Below are 17,307 nucleotides of genomic sequence, written 5' to 3' on the forward strand. Positions count from 1 at the left end.
CCTGACGTGCGGCGCGCTTTCGCCGCAAGCAGGTGCGCGCACCAGACGCGACTGGAAACAGAGGAGGCGTGTGATGAGCGAGCACACCAGGTGGCGGAAGATCCGGGAGCGTCGGATGACAGAACCCGGAGCGCACGAAGCCTACGAGGCGGCGCGGCTGAAGTGCGAACGCGGCGACGATGGGTCAGGGGCGCAGGCATCCGGGGCCGAGCAACGCCTTGAGGTCACCGACCAGGGCCGGGCCGGGCGTGACCTGCCAGTGGTCCTCCAGGCGGAGGACGAGCGTCCGGTCGACGGCCCGTAGGTGTAGGTGAACCCGTACGGAGCCGTGGTGCGCGGCGAAGATCTCCTTCAGCCGGTCGACGACGGGCTGCGTGCATCGCTCACGGGTCAGTGTGATCGCCAGTGGCTCGGCGCTGCTCGCCAGGGCGCTCGGGTCGGGCTGGGACAGGTCGGTGGCGATGAGTTGCGGCGTGTCCTCCCTCCGGTCGAGCCGGCCGGTGACGACGGCCAGGCTGTCCTCGGCGAGGTTGGCTCCGACCAGTTGGTACGTGGACGGGAAGAGCAGGACGTCGATCCCGGCGGTGAGGTCCTCCACGCGGACGACGGCCCACGCGTCGCCGCGCCTGGTGATCTTGCGCTGGATGGCGGTGACCAGGCCCGCGATGGTGACGGTCGCGCCGTCGGGGCGTTCGTCGTCGGCCAGCAGCGGAGCGACCGTGGTGTCGCACAGCTTCGCCAGTTCGTGTTCGAGGCCGTTCAACGGGTGGTCGGAGACGTAGAGCCCGAGCATGTTGCGCTCGTTGGCGAGCAGAACGCGCTTGTCCCACTCCTCGACGTCGGGGATCGCGAACGGCATCCCGAGCTCGGCACCGCGGTCACCGCCGTCGGCGTCGAAGGAGCCGAACAACGAGTGCTGACCGACCGCCTCAGCGCGCTTCTCGCGTACGAAATGGTCGATCGCGTCCTCGTGGCAGGCTGTCAACGCGCGCCTGCGGTGTCCCAGGGAGTCGAACGCGCCGGCCTTGACCAGTGACTCCACGACCCGCTTGTTGCACACCGGCAGGGGAACCTTCGCCAGGAAGTCGGTGAAGTCCGCGAACCGGCCCTTCTCGCCCCGCGCGGCGACGATCGCCTCGACCACGTTGGCGCCGACGTTGCGTACCGCCGTCAACCCGAACCTGACATCCTCGCCCACCGGGGTGAACGTCGCGTCGGACTCGTTAACGTCGGGCGGCAGCACGGTGATTCCCATGTGCCGGCACTCGCCGAGGTACAGCGCCAACCTGTCCTTGACATCGCCGACGGAGGTGAGCACGGCGGCCATGTACTCCGCGGGGTAGTGCGCCTTGAGGTAGGCGGCCCAGTACGCCACCAGCCCGTACGCCGCGGAGTGTGCCTTGTTGAACGCGTAGTCGGAGAACGGCACGAGCACGTCCCACAGTGCCGTGACGGCCTGGGCGGAGAATCCCCGGGAGACCATGCCGGCTTCGAAGTTGACGAACTCCGCGTCCAGCACCTCCTTCTTCTTCTTGCCCATCGCCTTGCGGAGCAGGTCGGCGCTGCCGAGGGAGTAGCCGGCGAGCTGGCGGGCGATCTCCAGCACCTGCTCCTGGTAGATGATCAGGCCGTACGTCTCGCCGAGGATGGGCTCGAGTGCCTCGGCCAGCTCCGGGTGCAGATAGCTGGTCTCCTGTTGCCCGTTCTTGCGCTGGGCGTAGTTGATGTGGGAGTTCGCGCCCATCGGGCCGGGACGGTATAGCGCGATGGTGGCGGCGATGTCCTCGAACCGGTCGGGCTTCATCAGCTTCAGCAGCGCGCGCATGGGGCCGCCGTCGAGCTGGAACACCCCGAGGGTGTCACCGCGCGCCAGGAGTGCGTACGTCTCCTTGTCGTCCCGTGACTTCCCGAGCGACTCCAGGTCGACGTCCACGTCACGGGCGAGCTGCACGTTGGCGATCGCGTCGCCGAGCACCGCCAGGTTGCGCAGCCCGAGGAAGTCCATCTTGACCAGGCCGAGAGACTCACAGGCCGGGTAGTCGAACTGGGTGAGGATCGCGCCGTTCTGCTCCCGCTTCATCAGCGGAACGATGTCGATCAGCGGTTCCGACGACATGATGACGCCGGCGGCGTGCATGCCCCACTGGCGTTTCAGTCCCTCGATCCCGGTCGCCTTCTCCACCACGGTCGCGACCTCGGCGTCGGACTCGCACAGCGCGCGGAACTCCCCGCCCTCGCCGTACCGGCTGTGCGACGTGTCGAAGAGCTGCTTGAGCCCGACGTCCTTGCCCATCACCGGTGCGGGCATCGCCTTGGTGATCCGGTCACCGGTCGCGAACGGATGGCCCAGCACCCGGCTGGCATCCTTGACCGCCTGCTTGGCCTTGATGGTTCCGTACGTGACGATCTGGCAGACGCGGTCGTCGCCGTACTTCTCGGTGACGTAGCGGATCACCTCGCCGCGACGACGCTCGTCGAAGTCGACGTCGAAGTCCGGCATCGACTTCCGCTCGGGGTTGAGGAAGCGTTCGAAGATCAGCCCGTGCTCGAGCGGATCGAGGTCGGTGATCCGCATCGCGTACGCACACATCGACCCCGCGCCCGACCCGCGTACGACGCTGCGGATGCCGCGGTCGGTGGCCCAGGTGATGAAGTCGGCGACCACCAGGAAGTAGCCCGGGTAGCCCTTTCCGATGATCACCTCGGCCTCGAAGTCGGCGCGTGCCCGCACGTCGCCGGGAATGCCGGCCGGGTAGCGGCGCCGTAGGCCGGCGTCGACCTCCTTGAGGAACCACGACGTCTCGTCCTCAGCCGGCGGACATGGGTACCGCGGCATGTAGCGGCCCTCGCCCTCGGAGAACGAGATCTCGCACCGCTCGGCGATGTCCAGCGTCGCGTCGCAGGCCTGCGGCAGGTCGCGGAACAGGTCCCGCATCTCCGCCGCCGACTTCAGGTAGTAGCCGTCGCCGTCGAGCCTGAACCGCTTCGGGTCGGCCAGCGTCGAGGCGGACTGGACGCACAGCAGCACCTCGTGTGCGGTGGCGTCCTCGCGTCTGACGTAGTGCAGGTCGTTGGTCGCGACCAGCGGCAGAGCGAGGTCCTTCGCCAGCCGCAGCAGGTCGGTGCGTACGCGTCGCTCGATCTGCAGGCCGTGGTCCATGAGTTCGACGTAGTAGTTGCCTGCGCCGAAGATGTCCCGGAACTCCGCCGCCGACGCTCGCGCCTGGTCGTACTGCCCGAGCCGCAGGTAGGTCTGCACCTCACCCGACGGACATCCGGTCGTGGCGATGAGTCCGTCGGCGTGGGCGTGCAGGAGTTCGCGGTCCATCCGCGGCTTGTAGAAGAAGCCCTCGATCGCCGCCCGTGAGCCCAGCCGGAACAGGTTGTGCATGCCCAGGTTGTTCTCGGCCAGCAGGGTGAGGTGGGTGTACGCGCCGCCCCCGGACACGTCGTCGCCACCCGCGCCTCCTCCGTCGCCCCACCGCACCCGAGTGCGGTCGCCGCGGTGCGTCTTGGGAGTGAGGTAGGCCTCCAGCCCCACGATCGGTTTGACCGCGGTGCGCTGCGCGGCCTTGTAGAACTCGTACGCGCCGAAGAGGTAGCCGTGGTCGGTGAGCGCGACCGCCGGCATGCGCTGCTCCTCGCAGGCCGCGAACAGGTCGCCGACCCGGGCGGCGCCGTCGAGCATGGAGTACTCGGAGTGGACGTGCAGGTGGACGAAGTCGCCGTTTCCCGAAGCGGGCATGGGCTCCCCTCAGCCGGAACTGCCAGACGAGGCCGACGAGGCTACCGCTCCGTGCGGGATCCGAACCCCGGACACTCCGCCCGATCGTGGCGCGGGACGACCCCGGACCGGTCCCGGCCACCACGTAAAGGATCTAGGCTTTCCGGGGTGGCGAACAACCGACTGGTCATCCTCGTCAACGGGTTGCCCGGCGCCGGGAAGTCGACGTTGGCGTACCCGCTCGCACGTGAGCTCGGAGTCCCGCTGTTCGGCAAGGACCTGATCAAGGAGACCTGGGCCGACGTGCTCGGCTCCCACCCGCCGGACGAATGACCGCAGCGCGAATGGAACGCGCTCTTCGGTGCCGCCGCCAGCCAGACCATGTGGAACCTGCTCGCCCTGTCACCCTGCGGCGGGGTCGTGGACAGCCCACTGCCACGCAGATCACGGCGGCACGTGGTCGATAGGTCCGGTACGCGTGGACACTGCCCGGGAGGTCGACGTCGCCGAGGTCGCCGACTGGTGCCGTACTCAGTTCGCCAACGGGAATTAGCCGCGTCTCGATGCAGCATGACGTATGGCGCACGATCCTCGGAAATCAGGAAGAGGTCGTCGACCTGTTTCGTCGGTTCGGTGAAAGTCGGCTGAACTAGTTGCGGGAGTTAGTGCATTTCAAGCCTCGACCGAAATTCGAAGGGGAGAGGAACGTACGCCAAGCGATCAGCGGCGTTCGACCTTGCCGGCCTTGATGCAGGAGGTGCACACGTTCAGTCGCGTGGGCTTGCCGTCGACCACCGCGTGCACAGTCTGGATGTTGGGTTTGAACTGACGACGCGAACGGCCCTTGACCTTCCGCTTCAACGCTCGGTGTCCCAGCCGTGCAACCTTGTTTCCGAACGCTGGGCGCTTGTCACAGATATCGCACACGCCAGCCATGGCGGATCTCCTGAGTGGGTCGCCGGAATTCAATGCCGCGTTGCGGTCGAAGATCAGCACGCGGCTCGGCGAGCGTAACCAGGCATGTGTTTCCCAGCAACGGAATTAGAACGTCGCAGCACCGCGATGGTCTTCGGCTCGGCTATTCAAGCGCATCCAGGAGTGTCCGGCACACCTGGCGAACCTGAACGCGGTTGACGGCGATGTACCGCTGGTCGTCGACCTCCACCAGTCCCGCATCTCGCAGGGCGGCGACCTGGCGGGACACGGTGCTCTGGTGAACCCCCACTGCGTCGACGAGTTGCGCCATGGTGAGCGGCCCGTCGTCGAGGAGTTGCAGCACGATCGCCAGCCGGGTCCGGTCGCCGAGAGCGCGCATCGCGGGGGCGAGCGAGCCGAGCCTTCCGACGGAGATGCCTGACCGTCGACGTCGCGACGGCCTCGCCGCGCTGTCGTCGGCGCCGGCGTCAGGACCCGGTTCGTACGCCGGGCTGTACAGAACCCAGATGTCGTCCTCGTCCCGCACCAGGGACAGGCTTCTGCCAAGTCCCGGGCACGGCATCAGCGTGACCCGGCGAGCCTGGTCGGCCGCCTCGGCGTACTCCGCTTCGGGTCGCAGGCCCGTGACGACGCTGATCCACTGCGCGCCGCCACAACCGGGTGGAGGTGGGCCGGCCGCGGTCTGGGCACGCAGGGCAGGCAGTTGTTCGCGCCAGGCGTCTTCGAGCCAGAGCTCCCAGATCGCGTCCAGCAACTCCAGCAGGGTGTCGCGCACCGAGGCGGGGTCGAGGAGTTCGGCCGAACGCCTGGCGGCGCGGGGCACCGGCCAGGACTCGAGTACGGCGGTGACATCTCGTCGAAGCGCGGCACGGGTTCCCCGCACCTCCGCCGCGTCGCGCGGTGAGTGCTGCGCGGTGTCACCGGCATCGGCGGGCTGGTCGTAGGCGAGACAGGCGTACGCGCCGAACTCGACCAGCCCGAGCACGCGGGCGTCGTCCAGGCCCGCCAGCCACCGGCGCAGCGCGGGCCAGGAGGTGTGGCCCTTGTGCTCGGATGGAAGCTGCGCGAGGAGTACGTCGCGAAGGACCGTGCCGTGGGCGAGCACGGCACGGACCGGATGGCTCGCCCGCACCAGGTCGGCCGGCAACTGGCCGGCCACCAGGCTCGGATCGGACGTCGGAGTCGTCAGGCCGGCCAGCGCGTAGTCGACCAGCACCATGGCGGTCGGCATCGCGACGGCCAGCGTGGGGGAGGCGATCTCCAGTCGGGGTGCCGGACAGGCCTGCGCGAAGACTGGCAACGAGTCGGGCATCTGCTTAGTATGTGCATTGCGCATGACGCATGCAACCGAGACGTCCACGGAAGGCGAGGATCGCGATGAGCACGGTGGCGTTCACGGGACGGAGCATCTTCTGTGCCGATGTCGAGAAGTCGGCGAGGTTCTACGAGCGGACACTCGGTTTCGTACGGCGGTCCGACGACGACGGTGACATCACCCTGGCGGTTCCCGTCGGCGACTCCTCGGCAACTGTCAACTTCCTCTTGCACCGCGGCGACGACCCCCAGCCGGCCGATCTCGGCTCCTTCGAGACCGACGACGTCGACGCGCTGGTCGACCAGGTGCGTGCGGCCGGCTGCGAGATCACCGCCGAGCCGGCCGACGCGCCATGGGGCGTACGCGAGGCAGGTTTCCGCGACCCGGACGGCAACGAGTTCTACGTCACCGCCCGGGTGAAGGGCTGAACTACCGCACGTCCACGTAGTCGCCGGCCACAGTCACCGCGGCGGTGGTGGCGGTGCCCGGGAAGTACCAACGCCAGGTGCCGTCAACCGACGCGGTGACCCTGGTCCACAGACCGCCGCCAGTTCCGCTGATCACGGTCTTGACCGTCTTGTACGTCGAGGTGCCGCTCTTGCGGAACTGCAGCGCCACGGTCTGCTTGGTGTAGCCGGCGTAGTGGCCGGTGTCCCAGTTCGCCCGCTTGAGGGTGCCGGCGACGGTGATGAGCTTGCCCTTCGTCACCGGCTCGGGCGAGGCGTTGACGGTGAGACTGCCGGCCCGCTTCAGCGAGAAGTGACCGACTCGCTCGTCATACGCGTAGTCGCCGTCGTTGGCGTCCAGCCAGGCGCCGACGTACCACGTGCCTGCATTCTCGTTGTACAGGTCCACTCGAGGGTCGATGGTGTAGCTGGCAGTGCACGAGGTGGCGCTCTGACAGTGAGTGCCGTCCTTGAAGAAGTACCCGCCCGGTCCGGTCAGGTCGGTGTCAACCGACATCAGTCCAGAGTCGTCGCGTCCGCGGACGGTGACGTTGAACGTCTTGGCGTACGTCGTACCGATGACGACGCTCTTCCCGCCGTTCACCGTCACGCCGGTGATCTCGGTGTCGCCGTAGACCGAGGCGTTGGCGGCCGGAGCGGACAGCCCGGCGAGTCCGACGACGGCCGCGGTGGCAGCGAGCATGGCAGCAGCGCGTTTGCGCATCATGTGAGTTCCCCTTGGAGAAGAAGCGCGGCTGTGCCCGATCGTTCGGCGGCGCTTCGGCGAGGTCACTGTAGTCGTTCACCGCACCTGGAAACACCGCCGAACCCGACGCTGCCGGGCAGCTTTCACGCTTTCTTTACGGGGGAAACCGGCGTTTGACGCTGCCGTTGCGTTTGGCGAGTTCGGAGTGCTTCGTCAGCCCGGACGTACGATGCTTCGGGCGTTGTGGTGTTCATGGTTCGAGGTAGCCGACCAGGGTGTCCGCCAGTTCCTTGGGGTGGCTGAGCATCGCGCAGTGACACCCGGGCAGCTCGTCCGGAGTGATCCCCAGGCGTTCGGGCACCAGGCGGCGGAAGAAGTCGGCGGGAAAGAGGTGGTCGTCGCCGAAGAGCACGAACCTCGTCGGCACGTCGGGCCACTTCGGCAGTGGCCAGGGTTGACGGCCCGCGGCGGAGGACTCGTCGCGCCCACGCCCCAGCGCCTCCTCGGCAAGCGGGCGGGAAACTCCGTTGTAGAAAAGGACGTACAGGTCGTCGCTGCCCGTGAGACCGCCGTCAAGGTCCGCTTGCTTCGCCGCCGCCTCGGCGTACCCGGTGTTGGCCCACCAGTCGTTCGGAGGCTCGCCGGGGGAGGGGACCATCCCGGCCATCAGGACCAGCAGATCTGCCTGGAGCCGGTCGGCGACAAGGGGGGCGGTGAAGCCGCCGTAGGAGTGGCCGACCACCACCAGGTCCCGTCGGTCCCGCAGGTCACCGACCGCCGCTAGGACGGCGCCGGCGAACGCGTCGAGGTCCGCGGAGTCGTCCTCGCACGGCAGGTCGGGAGCGACCGTGTCGTGGCCGCGTGCCCGGAGTTCGGCCTCCACCAGATGCCAGGCCCACCCGACGTCTCCGCCACCGTGGATCAACACGAAGGTCGCCATCTTCGGCAGACCACCTCTCCTGCTCGGCCGTTGTCGTCCCGGGGTAGACCGTCGCCCGCCCGCGAACTCATCGGTCCGGCCAGAAGTCGCGTACCAGCTAGTGATCGACTCCGGCGGCCGCGAGCAGGGCCAGCAGCTCGTCCCGGACGGCCGGCGTCGCCGCGATGGTCCGCTCGGAGTCCAGGTCGTGCTGGCTGCCGTCGATGTCGACGACAGAGGCGCCGGCCTCGCGGGCGATGATCACACCGGCCGCCATGTCCCACGGTTTGTTGCTCAGCAGGACGCAGGCGTCCAGGCGGCCGGCCGCCGTCCACGCCAGGTCGGTGGCCGCCGAACCGAGCATCCGGATCCGCTCGACCCGATGGGCGAGTTGCTCGACCATCGCCAGCCGGAGGGGGTTCTGCCGCCGGGCCGCCGCGCCCGTGGCGAAGTCCCCGACCGCGACGAAGGCACGCTCCAGGCTGGTTGCCGTACCGGCGTGGATGGGCTCGCCGTTGAGGAACGCACCACCGCCGCGCACCGCGTGGTAGCGCTCGTCCAGAAACGGCAGGTCGATCACGCCGAGGACCGGGCGCCTGCGGTGGACCAGCCCGAGCGACGTACCGCACATGGGCACGCCGTGGATGAGGTTGGATGTACCGTCCACGGGGTCCAGCGCCCAGAACGGCTGCTCGTCGAGGCTCGGGTCGGTCGCGGGCAGCTCCGAGCGGTCGCCGCCGGCCGCTCCGGAACCCTCCTCCTCGCCGAGGAAGCCGAACCGTGGAGTGCGTTCGCGGAGGTACGCCCGGAGCTCGCGTTCGACGGCGAAGTCGAGGTTGGAGGCGAAGTCCCGGTCGCTCTTCTGGGTCACCGAGGTGAGGGACACCCCGGACTCGCCGCGCAGTGTGCGCCGGGCGATGTCCGCGGCGCCGAGGGCGACGTTCAGGAGTTCGTCCAGGTCCACCCCGACCACAGCTGTCCTCCTGCTGATCGCTCACGCTGGGCGTGCGTACGCCGACGTCGGTCGAGGTTACGCGAGCACACCGGCCGGCCATGCGGCGGCGTTGTCCGCCTACCCGCTCCGTAGGCGATCCAGACCGGGGCGCCAAGGGCCAGGGCCAGACGGGCCCCGGCTCAGCCGGGGTCGACGATCTCGGGGGCGTAGATGGTGCCGAGGGGTTCCGGACCGATGTACTGCTGGCAGTTGCACTGCCGCGCCTCGAACTGCACGGGCTTGCGCTCGGCGTCCCAGGTGACCGGGGTCTGCACCTGCTCGTGGCACTTGCCAGTGGCCCGGTCGTGCTTGGCGAGGTGGTGGGTGCAGCCGCAGATGGGTTGTGGAGGTTGGTCGGCGGCCTGCCGGGCGAGAGTACGGCGGGTGGTCTCCTGCTCGAGTTCGAGCCGGCGCGTGTGGCGGGTCTTCAGCGCCTTCCGGGTGGTGTCCACGATCCAGCTGGCACCGCCGAGCCATAGGAAGATGAGAAGGATCCACATCCAGTTGCTCACAGGGCACCCCCGAGGTCGTACGCCGCCCAAGCATCGCACCCGGCTCCGAACCGCGGCAAGGTGACTTTCACTGCGCAGGCGTGCTCGTACGTTGCCGGACGGTCGTCACCGCGACGGCCAGCACGCACACGGCCGCGATGGCCGCGATCACGAACGCCGGGCCGGTCAGCGTCGACGCGAGCGGCAGCAGCAGGACGAGGCCGGCGCCGACGAGAGTCACCGCGGGGTGGACGACCTGACGGGGCGCCGGCGCGATCGGCGCGTGCGCCGCCGTCAGCAGTACGAGGAACACGCCGACCGGGATGGCCACGGCGTAACACAGCGTCGGCGACGACACGTGCGACGCCCCGGCGTGGTGCCCGGTCCGCGCGACCACGACCTCCAGCCCCGCGCCGAGAGCGGCGAGCGCCGCGAAGATGAAGTAGTGGCCGTACCCCCACAGGTAGGACTGCTCGCGGTTGCGGCTGAGGCCCTCGCCCGCTGGCTGGAGGAAGTAGAGCCACCACAGCGCGAAGAGCAGGACGAGCCCGGACACGGAGACCGTCACGAGTGAGCCGTTCACACCGCCCTTGATCGCCGTGGCGACGCCGACTGAGGTGGCGAGCACGCTCTCCCCGAGCAGGATGATCGTGAAAAGGCCATAGCGTTCGGCGATGTGGTGCGGGTGCCAGGTCGTGGACACGGCCCGCTCCGCCACGACCGGCACCGTGAGCTCCAGCACGACGAGAACGACGAAGACCGGTAGCAGCAGGCCCTTGGGGAGTACCCCGGCCTCGGCGAGGAGGAGGCGGAGCACCCAGCCCACCTGCACGATCGAGATCCCGGCGGCATACCGGAAAGCCGTTCCACGACTTCCCGGATCCTCGATTCCCGCCCGCAGCCACTGGGCGACGAGGCCCACTCGCATGATCAGGTACCCGAGTGTCACCGCGGCGAGGTTGCCGTCGTTCACCGCCGCGGGCACCCCCGCCGCGAGCACGAGGACCCCGGCCATCTGCACCAGCGTCAGGAGCCGGTACGTCACGTCGTCGGTGTCGTAGGACGAGGCGAACCAGGTGAAGTTCATCCACGCCCACCAGATCGCGAAGAACACCTCCAGGAACGGCGTGATCTCCGCGACCGCGTGCCCCGCCTCGATGCCGTGGGCGAGTTGGGCCACGATGCTCGCGACCGCGACCACGAACGTGAGGTCGAACAGCAGCTCGAGCTGGCTCGAGGCGCGGTGCGGCTCGTCGACCGGCCGCGCGGTCATGCGGACGTGGATCCGGATCTCGCTCAACCTGCGTTTCCGTCCTGCTCACCGAGTGTCTGGGCGTACGTACCGGCACGATCCCGGTCTGGCCGAAATGGCCAACCTGGGAGATCGTCCCGCCGGTCCGGCCGGCCGGGGCCTAGCGTTCGGCCACGCACCATGGAAACCCCGAAGGCGAGCGCGGTCTGATGCACCAGGGTACGGACGCACACTATTCACAGCCGCCGGTCTGGCCCGCGATGCCACCGCCCCCGGTGAGGCCCGACCGTGGTTCGCCGTCGAAGCTCGCGATCGTGAGTCTCGTTCTGTCCAGCCTCGCGCTGCTCGGCGTGATCGTGCTGCTGGTGCTGTTCGTCGGGGGAGGGCCCGGAGGCGGCGGCCCGCTGACCGGCAAACTGACCACCACGACGGCCGGTGTCCGCGGGGCCGACCTCGAGGACTCGGTGACCAACCGGATCACCGACGACGGCGGCGACGTCGAGACGATGAGGTGCCCGGACGTCGCCTCGGTCGTCCAGGGCGCGGTCGCCGTCTGCCACGGCTCGATCAGCGGCGACGACTGGGCCGTCATCGTGTACTTCGAGGACGCGCACGGCCACTACACCCTCGACCTCCTCTGACGTGCAGGTTGCCGGCCTTCCGCGCAGAGCGTTCGGTCAGGGTTTCGCGCGTACGGGAGTCTCCAGGAACGCCTCGACCATGGGCGTCAGCCACTCGGCGCGCTCCATCAGCGCGAGGTGCCCGGTGCCCGGGAGGACGGCGAGCTGGGAGCTGGGCAGTCCGGCGACGTCACCGGCCACTCCGCCGCCGAGCAGGCGGAACATCGACAGTGCGTGCTCCGGGCGTACGACGTCGGAGTCGCCCACGACGATCAGCGCCGGCGCCCTGATGGCCGCCACCGCCTCCTCCGGCCAGCCGACGAACTCCAGGTTGAGCCGCTTCACGCGTTCGATCAGCACCGGCCAGTCCTGCGGCCTGGGCGCGGTGCGCAGGTAGTCCTCCTCGAACGCACTGCCCGCGAGGTGTTCGGGCGACAGCGCGGCCATGTCCTCGACCACGCCGGGGTGAAAGCCGTCCCGGTCGTAGGCGGGGGTGGCCAGCACCAGCTTGCGCACGAGTTCGGGATGGCGGATGGCGAGACAGACGGCGATGCCGCTGCCCATGCCGAAGCCGAGAATGTCGGCATCGCGTACGGACAGGTGGCGCAGCGCGGCCGCGGTGTCGTCGGCCAGCTGTTCGTAGGTGAGCGGGCGTTCGATGTCGGCGGTGTGGCCGTGCGCCTGCTGTTCGACGGCGACCACCCGGTGATTGCCGGCCAGCAGCGGCAGGATCGAGCCGAACGACGTGCCGATGGTGGTGAGCTCACCGTGCAGCAGGACCAGCGGGCGGCCCTCGCCGTGCACCTCGTAGTACATGTTCAGGCCGTTCACCGGCAGGTGGCCGCTCGTGCCGGCACCCGGCGGTGGGCCCGAACCGCGCGGTGGCGTGGTCGTGGAGTTGGTCATGACGGCGCCTCCCGTGCCTGCGGCTCCAGGCTTGTCTTCCCGGTCCGCGAACGCTCCGACCATGGATCCCGGCAGAACCCGGAAGAAATAGTCGGTAAGCGGGAGACTCCGGTGATCCGGCGGTGGTCAGGCGGTGATCCGGCGGTGGTCAGACGGCGTTGACGCCGCCCCAGTGGCGCGGGTCGTCCCGGCGGTTGGGGAACGGCTCCGGCGGGTCGGTTTCGGCGGTTTCGACCCATTCTGCCGGGGAGACGCGCTCGGGCAGCTCACCGAAACGGACGTACCGGAGGAACGCGAGTTCCTCGTCGGTGAAGCGTTCTCGGGGGCCGGTGGTGTCGGTCATCTTCCGACCTCCTCTGGGACGCGTGAAAACGTGTTCGCCTCGAGCCTGTCTTTATTGTGCGCCCGCCCGCGTCAGAGGTCGCCGAGTTTGACGCTTTCGCCTGCTCTCGGCCGCCGGATCTCGGTGCCGGCCCGCTGGGCCTCCATGGCGAGGACGTCGTCCAGGACTCGCAGCCCCCACTCGTTGAGCAGTCCGTCGTGGATGGCGTACGCGCGCAGCGGTGCGACCTCACGCAGGTAGCCGATCATGGCGGGCGCCGTCAGCCAAGGAGCCTGGCCGGGCAACAGCAGCGTGGGTACGTCCACCACCGTCAGCGCGTCGCCCGGATGGAACACCTCCCCGTCGACCAGGAAGCCGACGTTGTCCACCGGCGGCACGTCCGGGTGGCTGAGGTGGTGCTTGCGGCCCACCACCGTCACCTCGAACCCCGCGACGGAGAACGATTCGCCGTCGTTCACCACGTGCACCCGCTCGCCGAGCCCGGTCAGGTGCCGGGCCACGCCCGGGCAGGTGTAGACGGGCAGCGTCGACTCCGCCAACCGGTCGGCGTCAAGGTGGTCGAGGTGTTCGTGGGTGACGAGGACGGCGTCGGCTCCGTTCAGCGCCTCTGCCTCCGGCGTCATCACCCCGGGGTCGACGACGATCGCCCGGCCGTCCTTGTCCAGGCGTACGCACGCGTGGCCGAACTTCGTGAGCTTCATGCGGCCCATCGTGGCAGAGCCCGGCGTCAGCGGCCGGCGGAGGCGCGGGCGAGCACCCGTGACAGGAAACGGTCGAACGGCAGGCCGAGTCCCTGTGTGAGCAGGGGATCCGGGCCGTCGTGGTACGCCAGCAGCCGGGACCGCTCCCGCTCCAGCAGGCCCCGCAGGCGTTCGGTCAGCGCCGGGCACTCGGCGGACAGATCGCGGGACTCGTCCGGGTCGGCGTACAGGTCGAACACCAGCGGGTCCGGACGGCGCGGTCGGCCGTAGAAGTCCGGCAACGCCGTGCCGTCGGCGAGCGCGGTGACCGGCTGGATCAGCTTGTGGTGAGGCGTTCGTACCGAGATCGAGGCCTGCCGGGTGGACTCCACCGTCAGTACGTGCTCCCGGCCGGGCGCGGTGGGATCGGCGAGTACGGGGAGCAGGCTGGTGCCGGTCAGCGGGTACGCCGGCAACGGGATGTCGCCCAGGTCGCACAGCGTCGGCAGCAGGTCCTCGTGGGAGACGAGGGCGCCGCGCCTGCCCGGTGCGAGGTCGGGCACCCGCATCATCAGGGCCGTGCGGGTCACCGCGTCGTACAGCCCGTGGTGGTCGAAGTGGAAGTCGCCCTCGCCGAAGCACTCGCCGTGGTCGGACAGGACGACGAACACCGTGTCGTCCCACAGGCCGAGGCCGGTGAGCCCGTCGACGAGCCGGGTCACCTGCGCGTCGACCTGGCTGATCTCGCCGTCGTACTGCGCGACGACGTAGGCGTAGTCGTCGGGGTGGGCCAGCCGCATGTCGGCGAGGAACGCGTCGTAGTAGTCCGGCGACAGCGCGCGGACGTCGGCCAGGTCGAACGGTCCGGACCCCGGCTCGTAGTGGAGGGTGTCGTACGGCGGCCGCGGACCGTAGGGCGTGTGTGGGTCCCAGTAGTGCACGAACAGCAGCAGCGGGTCGTCCCCGGGAGCGCCGGCGGCGTCGGCGGCCAGGGACAGCGCCGCGTCGGTGATGCGCGCGCTCTGGTCGCCGAACGGCGTGTAGACGAAGCCGGAGTACTGCTCGAACCCGCGGGCGAACCAGCTGCCCCGGCCGGACCCCTGCACGACGAGGTTGTCACACGCCGCGGTGTGGTAGCCCGCCTCCTGCGCGAGTTGCGGCAGGCCGGCGATCCGCCCACCCATCCGGTGCCGCGCCGGGTGGGTGACGACCTGGTGCACCAGTGGGTGCAGCCCGGTGAGCAACGTGGTGAACGCGGGCGTGGTGGGAATGCCCGCCGCGCAGAACGCGTCGAAGACGACGCTCTGCGCGGCGAGCCCGTCCAGACCCGGAGACGTCGGGTGCTGGTAGCCGTAGCACCCCAGATGGTCCGGACGCAGCGTGTCGATCCCCACCACGACGATGTGCGGACGCCTTCGCACGTTGGGTTCTGCTCCGTTCGGTGGTTCGACGGTTCGACGGTTCGGCGGTTCGACGGTTCGACGGTTCGACGGTTCGACGGTTCGGCGGTTCGGCGGTTCGGCGGTTCGGTTCAGGGCTTCAGCGGCCGGCGTTGAGCTCGCTCGGGTCAGGGATGCCGGCCGCGCCCCCGCCGACGCGTTCGCGGAGCGGTGTCGCGCCCGCGCCGACCACCTCCTCCGGCTTCGGCGTGCCGATGTTCGACGCGCAGGCGCCCTGCTCGGCCACCGGGTCCCGGGTCTTCCCGGTCTCGGCCAGCCGCCGGGACAGCCACGCGTCCAACCGGTCCGAAAGCTCCTTCACCACAACGGGTTCGCGTTCGGCGATGTTGTTCTGCTCGCCCGGGTCGGCGTGCAGGTCGTACAACTCGACCATCGGCCGTCCGTGCGGGTCCGGCTCGATCGCCCGGATGAACTTCCACCGGTCGGTACGCAAGCCCCGCTTGACTTCCCAGGTCGCCTCGGACAGGTAGACCGTGTCGTAGTTGCCGTCGCGTACGCCGGACAGGACGGGGAAAAGGCTGAGCCCCTCCATGTGCTCCCGTTGGGGGATGCCCGCGGCGTCGAGCAGCGTCTGCGCGACGTCGAGGTTCTGCACCAGGCCGGGTATGCGCTTGCCCGCGGGCAGCGTTCCCGGCCAGGAGAAGATCAGCGGGATGTGCACGTTGCCCTCGTACAGCCCGTGGTGGTCGAAGTAGCCGAGCTGTTCGTTCAGCACCTCGCCGTGGTCGGCGGTGATCACCACGATCGTGTCCTCGCGGACGCGTTCGAGTGCGGCGAAGACCCGGGCGAGGTGCTCGTCCATGTAGCGGATCTCGCCGTCGTACAGGTCGATCACGTGCTGGGCGTCGGTGACGCCGGGCATCCAGTCGTGGAAGTACCACTTGAACGGTTCCCAGCTCCACGCCTCGTCCATGCTGCGGTTGTCCGGGTCGTAGGGGTCCCGGCCGCTGTCGGTGTAGAGGTCCTCATAGCCGGGCGGCGGGAGGTAGGGCGTGTGCGGGTCCCAGTAGTGCAGGAAGCAGAAGAACGGCCGCTCGTCGGCGACGAGATCGTCCAGCACCGGCAGCGCGAGGTTCGTCACCGTCTCGGCCTTGCGCAGCACCGTCGGGTCCGAACGGTCCCACTGGTACTGCTCGTAGCGTTCGTAGCCGCGGGTGAAGTGCCGCCCCATGTTGTCCACCGCCGCGGTGGCGTACCCGTTGTCCCGAAGGATCTCCGGCAGCAGGCGTACGCCGTCGGCGACCGGCACACCGCCGCCGATGTTGACGATGTCGTGGGTGATCGCCTCCTTGCCGGAGAACAACGTGGTGAAGCTCGGGTGGGTCGGGATGTTCGGCGCGATGCAATGTTCGAACACCACACCCTGGTTGGCGAACGCGTCGATGTTCGGGCTGGTGTCGCGGCCGTAGCCGTAGCAGCCGAGGTGGTCCGCGCGCTGGGTGTCCAGCGCGATCACGACGATGTTCGGCGGTTTGCGCCCGGCGGTCTCCGTCATCCGGCCACCTCCTCGATGGTGCCGTTCTCGAACGAACGGATCGCCGCCTCGATGACCTCCTGCGCGGCCAGGCCGTCCTCGCCGGAGGCGTCCAGCGGACCGCCCGCGGAGACCTGCGAGACGAACGCGTTGATCCGGTTGCGGAACGTCTCGTTGAAGGTGCCCATCCCGCCCATGATGGAGTTCTCCACCACCAGCTTCTCCGGCGACGTACGCGGGAAGAACTCCAGCTTCTGGTAGACGTTCTCGATCACCAGCCGACCGGCGCTGCCGCCGACCTCGCACCGCTCGATCGGGTGCAGGCCGCTGGCGTCGTAGCTGCCGGTCAGGTGACCGACCGCGCCGCTGGCGAACTGCACGTTGACCGACGCGTTGGACCAGATCTGGCGGCCCGGACCCTTGTGGCAGAAGGCCTGCACCTTGGTGATCGGCCCGCCGAAGTACCGCATCACGTCGATCGAGTGCGGGTGCAGCGCCCGCAGGTGGAACCACGGCGAGCTCTCGTTCGGGTTGTTGATCCACAGCGCCATGTTGAGGAACAGCACCTCGCCGAGCGTGCCGTCCTTCTGCAGCTTCTTGGCGCGTTCGGCCGCCGGGGTGAACCGGTGGTTGAGGTTGACGCCCATCAGGACGCCGCGCTCCCTGGCCGCCCGGACCATCTCCCGGGCGTGCTCGATGTTGTTGGAGATCGGCTTCTCCACCAGCACGTGCACGCCGGCCTCGATCGCCTGCATCGTCGGCTCGTAGTGGTGGCCGCCGTTCTCCGGTCCGGCGGTGGCGATGCTCACCGCGTCCGGGCGTTCGGCGGCGAGCATCTCACCGAGGTCGTGATAGGCCAGTACGCCGTACGTCTTGGCCACCGGGTCGACCCGGCCGGCGTCGATGTCGCACAGGGCGACGAGCTCGGCGTCGGGGTTCTCCGAGTAGTAGCGGGAGTGCGTCTTGCCGATGTTGCCCAGGCCGACGACTGCCACACGCAACATGGGTCTCCTTTCGAGGGGTACGAGCAGAGCCGGGTTC

General features: G+C 69.1%; 17 protein-coding genes. 3 read left to right on the top strand and 14 right to left on the bottom strand.

What is annotated here, in order from left to right; translation table 11 throughout:
• Positions 1 to 184: 184 nt before the first annotated feature.
• Positions 185 to 3,745, bottom strand: a complete 3,561-nt coding sequence (gene dnaE, locus FHR37_RS02045; protein WP_092881575.1) for a DNA polymerase III subunit alpha — start codon at positions 3,743 to 3,745, stop codon at positions 185 to 187.
• Positions 3,746 to 3,892: 147 nt separating this feature from the next.
• Here dnaE and FHR37_RS02050 point away from each other — a divergent pair, with 147 nt between their 5' ends.
• Positions 3,893 to 4,057, top strand: coding sequence for a hypothetical protein (locus FHR37_RS02050; protein WP_175542371.1), 165 nt, complete (start codon positions 3,893 to 3,895; stop codon positions 4,055 to 4,057).
• A gap of 387 nt (positions 4,058 to 4,444) precedes the next feature.
• On the opposite strand, the gene rpmB is transcribed toward FHR37_RS02050, so the two are convergent.
• Complete coding sequence (gene rpmB, locus FHR37_RS02055; protein ID WP_456237018.1) at positions 4,445 to 4,720, bottom strand: 50S ribosomal protein L28; 276 nt, start codon at positions 4,718 to 4,720, stop codon at positions 4,445 to 4,447.
• 82 nt (positions 4,721 to 4,802) lie between these two features.
• Positions 4,803 to 5,972 (bottom strand): ArsR/SmtB family transcription factor, encoded by a 1,170-nt coding sequence (locus FHR37_RS02060; RefSeq protein ID WP_175542372.1) that lies wholly within the window; start codon positions 5,970 to 5,972, stop codon positions 4,803 to 4,805.
• Between the two features lie 65 nt (positions 5,973 to 6,037).
• Between FHR37_RS02060 and FHR37_RS02065 the strand changes: the two genes are divergently transcribed.
• A complete protein-coding gene (locus FHR37_RS02065) occupies positions 6,038 to 6,403 on the top strand; it encodes a VOC family protein (RefSeq protein WP_092881579.1) in 366 nt (121 codons plus the stop codon).
• Position 6,404: 1 nt separating this feature from the next.
• Here FHR37_RS02065 and FHR37_RS02070 read toward each other — a convergent pair whose 3' ends face one another.
• The 5 genes from FHR37_RS02070 to FHR37_RS02090 all read right to left on the bottom strand — a co-directional run bounded on the left by FHR37_RS02070 (position 6,405) and on the right by FHR37_RS02090 (position 10,831).
• Positions 6,405 to 7,148, bottom strand: coding sequence for a calcium-binding protein (locus FHR37_RS02070; protein WP_202817919.1), 744 nt, complete (start codon positions 7,146 to 7,148; stop codon positions 6,405 to 6,407).
• Positions 7,149 to 7,377: 229 nt separating this feature from the next.
• Positions 7,378 to 8,067, bottom strand: coding sequence for an alpha/beta fold hydrolase (locus FHR37_RS02075; RefSeq protein ID WP_092881583.1), 690 nt, complete (start codon positions 8,065 to 8,067; stop codon positions 7,378 to 7,380).
• 97 nt (positions 8,068 to 8,164) lie between these two features.
• Complete coding sequence (locus FHR37_RS02080) at positions 8,165 to 9,019, bottom strand: inositol monophosphatase family protein (protein WP_237768599.1); 855 nt, start codon at positions 9,017 to 9,019, stop codon at positions 8,165 to 8,167.
• A gap of 161 nt (positions 9,020 to 9,180) precedes the next feature.
• Positions 9,181 to 9,552, bottom strand: coding sequence for a hypothetical protein (locus FHR37_RS02085; protein WP_202817920.1), 372 nt, complete (start codon positions 9,550 to 9,552; stop codon positions 9,181 to 9,183).
• A 67-nt stretch (positions 9,553 to 9,619) separates the two neighbouring features.
• The gene (locus tag FHR37_RS02090; RefSeq protein ID WP_202817921.1) at positions 9,620 to 10,831 is read right to left on the bottom strand and encodes a low temperature requirement protein A; all 1,212 of its coding nucleotides are present in this window, start codon (positions 10,829 to 10,831) and stop codon (positions 9,620 to 9,622) included.
• Positions 10,832 to 11,097: 266 nt separating this feature from the next.
• Here FHR37_RS02090 and FHR37_RS02095 point away from each other — a divergent pair, with 266 nt between their 5' ends.
• Complete coding sequence (locus FHR37_RS02095) at positions 11,098 to 11,424, top strand: DUF4333 domain-containing protein (protein WP_175542373.1); 327 nt, start codon at positions 11,098 to 11,100, stop codon at positions 11,422 to 11,424.
• A gap of 36 nt (positions 11,425 to 11,460) precedes the next feature.
• On the opposite strand, the gene FHR37_RS02100 is transcribed toward FHR37_RS02095, so the two are convergent.
• The 6 genes from FHR37_RS02100 to FHR37_RS02125 form a co-directional block, all read right to left on the bottom strand.
• Positions 11,461 to 12,309: an alpha/beta fold hydrolase gene (locus FHR37_RS02100; protein ID WP_092881872.1), complete on the bottom strand. Its 849-nt coding sequence runs from the start codon at positions 12,307 to 12,309 to the stop codon at positions 11,461 to 11,463.
• A gap of 148 nt (positions 12,310 to 12,457) precedes the next feature.
• Positions 12,458 to 12,652: a hypothetical protein gene (locus FHR37_RS02105; protein ID WP_092881587.1), complete on the bottom strand. Its 195-nt coding sequence runs from the start codon at positions 12,650 to 12,652 to the stop codon at positions 12,458 to 12,460.
• Positions 12,653 to 12,723: 71 nt separating this feature from the next.
• Entirely contained in the window at positions 12,724 to 13,353 is a 630-nt protein-coding gene (locus FHR37_RS02110) for an MBL fold metallo-hydrolase (RefSeq protein WP_092881589.1), read from the bottom strand.
• Positions 13,354 to 13,379: 26 nt separating this feature from the next.
• Positions 13,380 to 14,753, bottom strand: a complete 1,374-nt coding sequence (locus FHR37_RS02115; RefSeq protein ID WP_092881591.1) for a sulfatase — start codon at positions 14,751 to 14,753, stop codon at positions 13,380 to 13,382.
• Between the two features lie 118 nt (positions 14,754 to 14,871).
• A complete protein-coding gene (locus FHR37_RS02120; protein ID WP_092881593.1) occupies positions 14,872 to 16,287 on the bottom strand; it encodes a sulfatase family protein in 1,416 nt (471 codons plus the stop codon).
• Positions 16,284 to 17,270 (bottom strand): Gfo/Idh/MocA family protein, encoded by a 987-nt coding sequence (locus FHR37_RS02125; protein ID WP_092881595.1) that lies wholly within the window; start codon positions 17,268 to 17,270, stop codon positions 16,284 to 16,286. The genes FHR37_RS02120 and FHR37_RS02125 overlap by 4 nt, the downstream gene beginning before the upstream one ends.
• Between the last annotated feature and the right edge of the window lie 37 nt (positions 17,271 to 17,307).

It is taken from the genome of Actinopolymorpha cephalotaxi, from assembly GCF_013408535.1.
In the GTDB taxonomy this organism is placed as follows: domain Bacteria; phylum Actinomycetota; class Actinomycetes; order Propionibacteriales; family Actinopolymorphaceae; genus Actinopolymorpha; species Actinopolymorpha cephalotaxi.

Coding starts and splice junctions, on each gene's coding strand:
- FHR37_RS02110 (WP_092881589.1), bottom strand. CDS start 13,353: ATGAAGCTCACGAAGTTCGGCCACGCGTGCGTACGCCTGGACAAGGAC.
- FHR37_RS02070 (WP_202817919.1), bottom strand. CDS start 7,148: ATGATGCGCAAACGCGCTGCTGCCATGCTCGCTGCCACCGCGGCCGTC.
- FHR37_RS02065 (WP_092881579.1), top strand. CDS start 6,038: ATGAGCACGGTGGCGTTCACGGGACGGAGCATCTTCTGTGCCGATGTC.
- FHR37_RS02060 (WP_175542372.1), bottom strand. CDS start 5,972: ATGCCCGACTCGTTGCCAGTCTTCGCGCAGGCCTGTCCGGCACCCCGA.
- FHR37_RS02125 (WP_092881595.1), bottom strand. CDS start 17,270: ATGTTGCGTGTGGCAGTCGTCGGCCTGGGCAACATCGGCAAGACGCAC.
- FHR37_RS02100 (WP_092881872.1), bottom strand. CDS start 12,309: ATGACCAACTCCACGACCACGCCACCGCGCGGTTCGGGCCCACCGCCG.
- FHR37_RS02105 (WP_092881587.1), bottom strand. CDS start 12,652: ATGACCGACACCACCGGCCCCCGAGAACGCTTCACCGACGAGGAACTC.
- dnaE (WP_092881575.1), bottom strand. CDS start 3,745: ATGCCCGCTTCGGGAAACGGCGACTTCGTCCACCTGCACGTCCACTCC.
- FHR37_RS02120 (WP_092881593.1), bottom strand. CDS start 16,287: ATGACGGAGACCGCCGGGCGCAAACCGCCGAACATCGTCGTGATCGCG.
- FHR37_RS02075 (WP_092881583.1), bottom strand. CDS start 8,067: ATGGCGACCTTCGTGTTGATCCACGGTGGCGGAGACGTCGGGTGGGCC.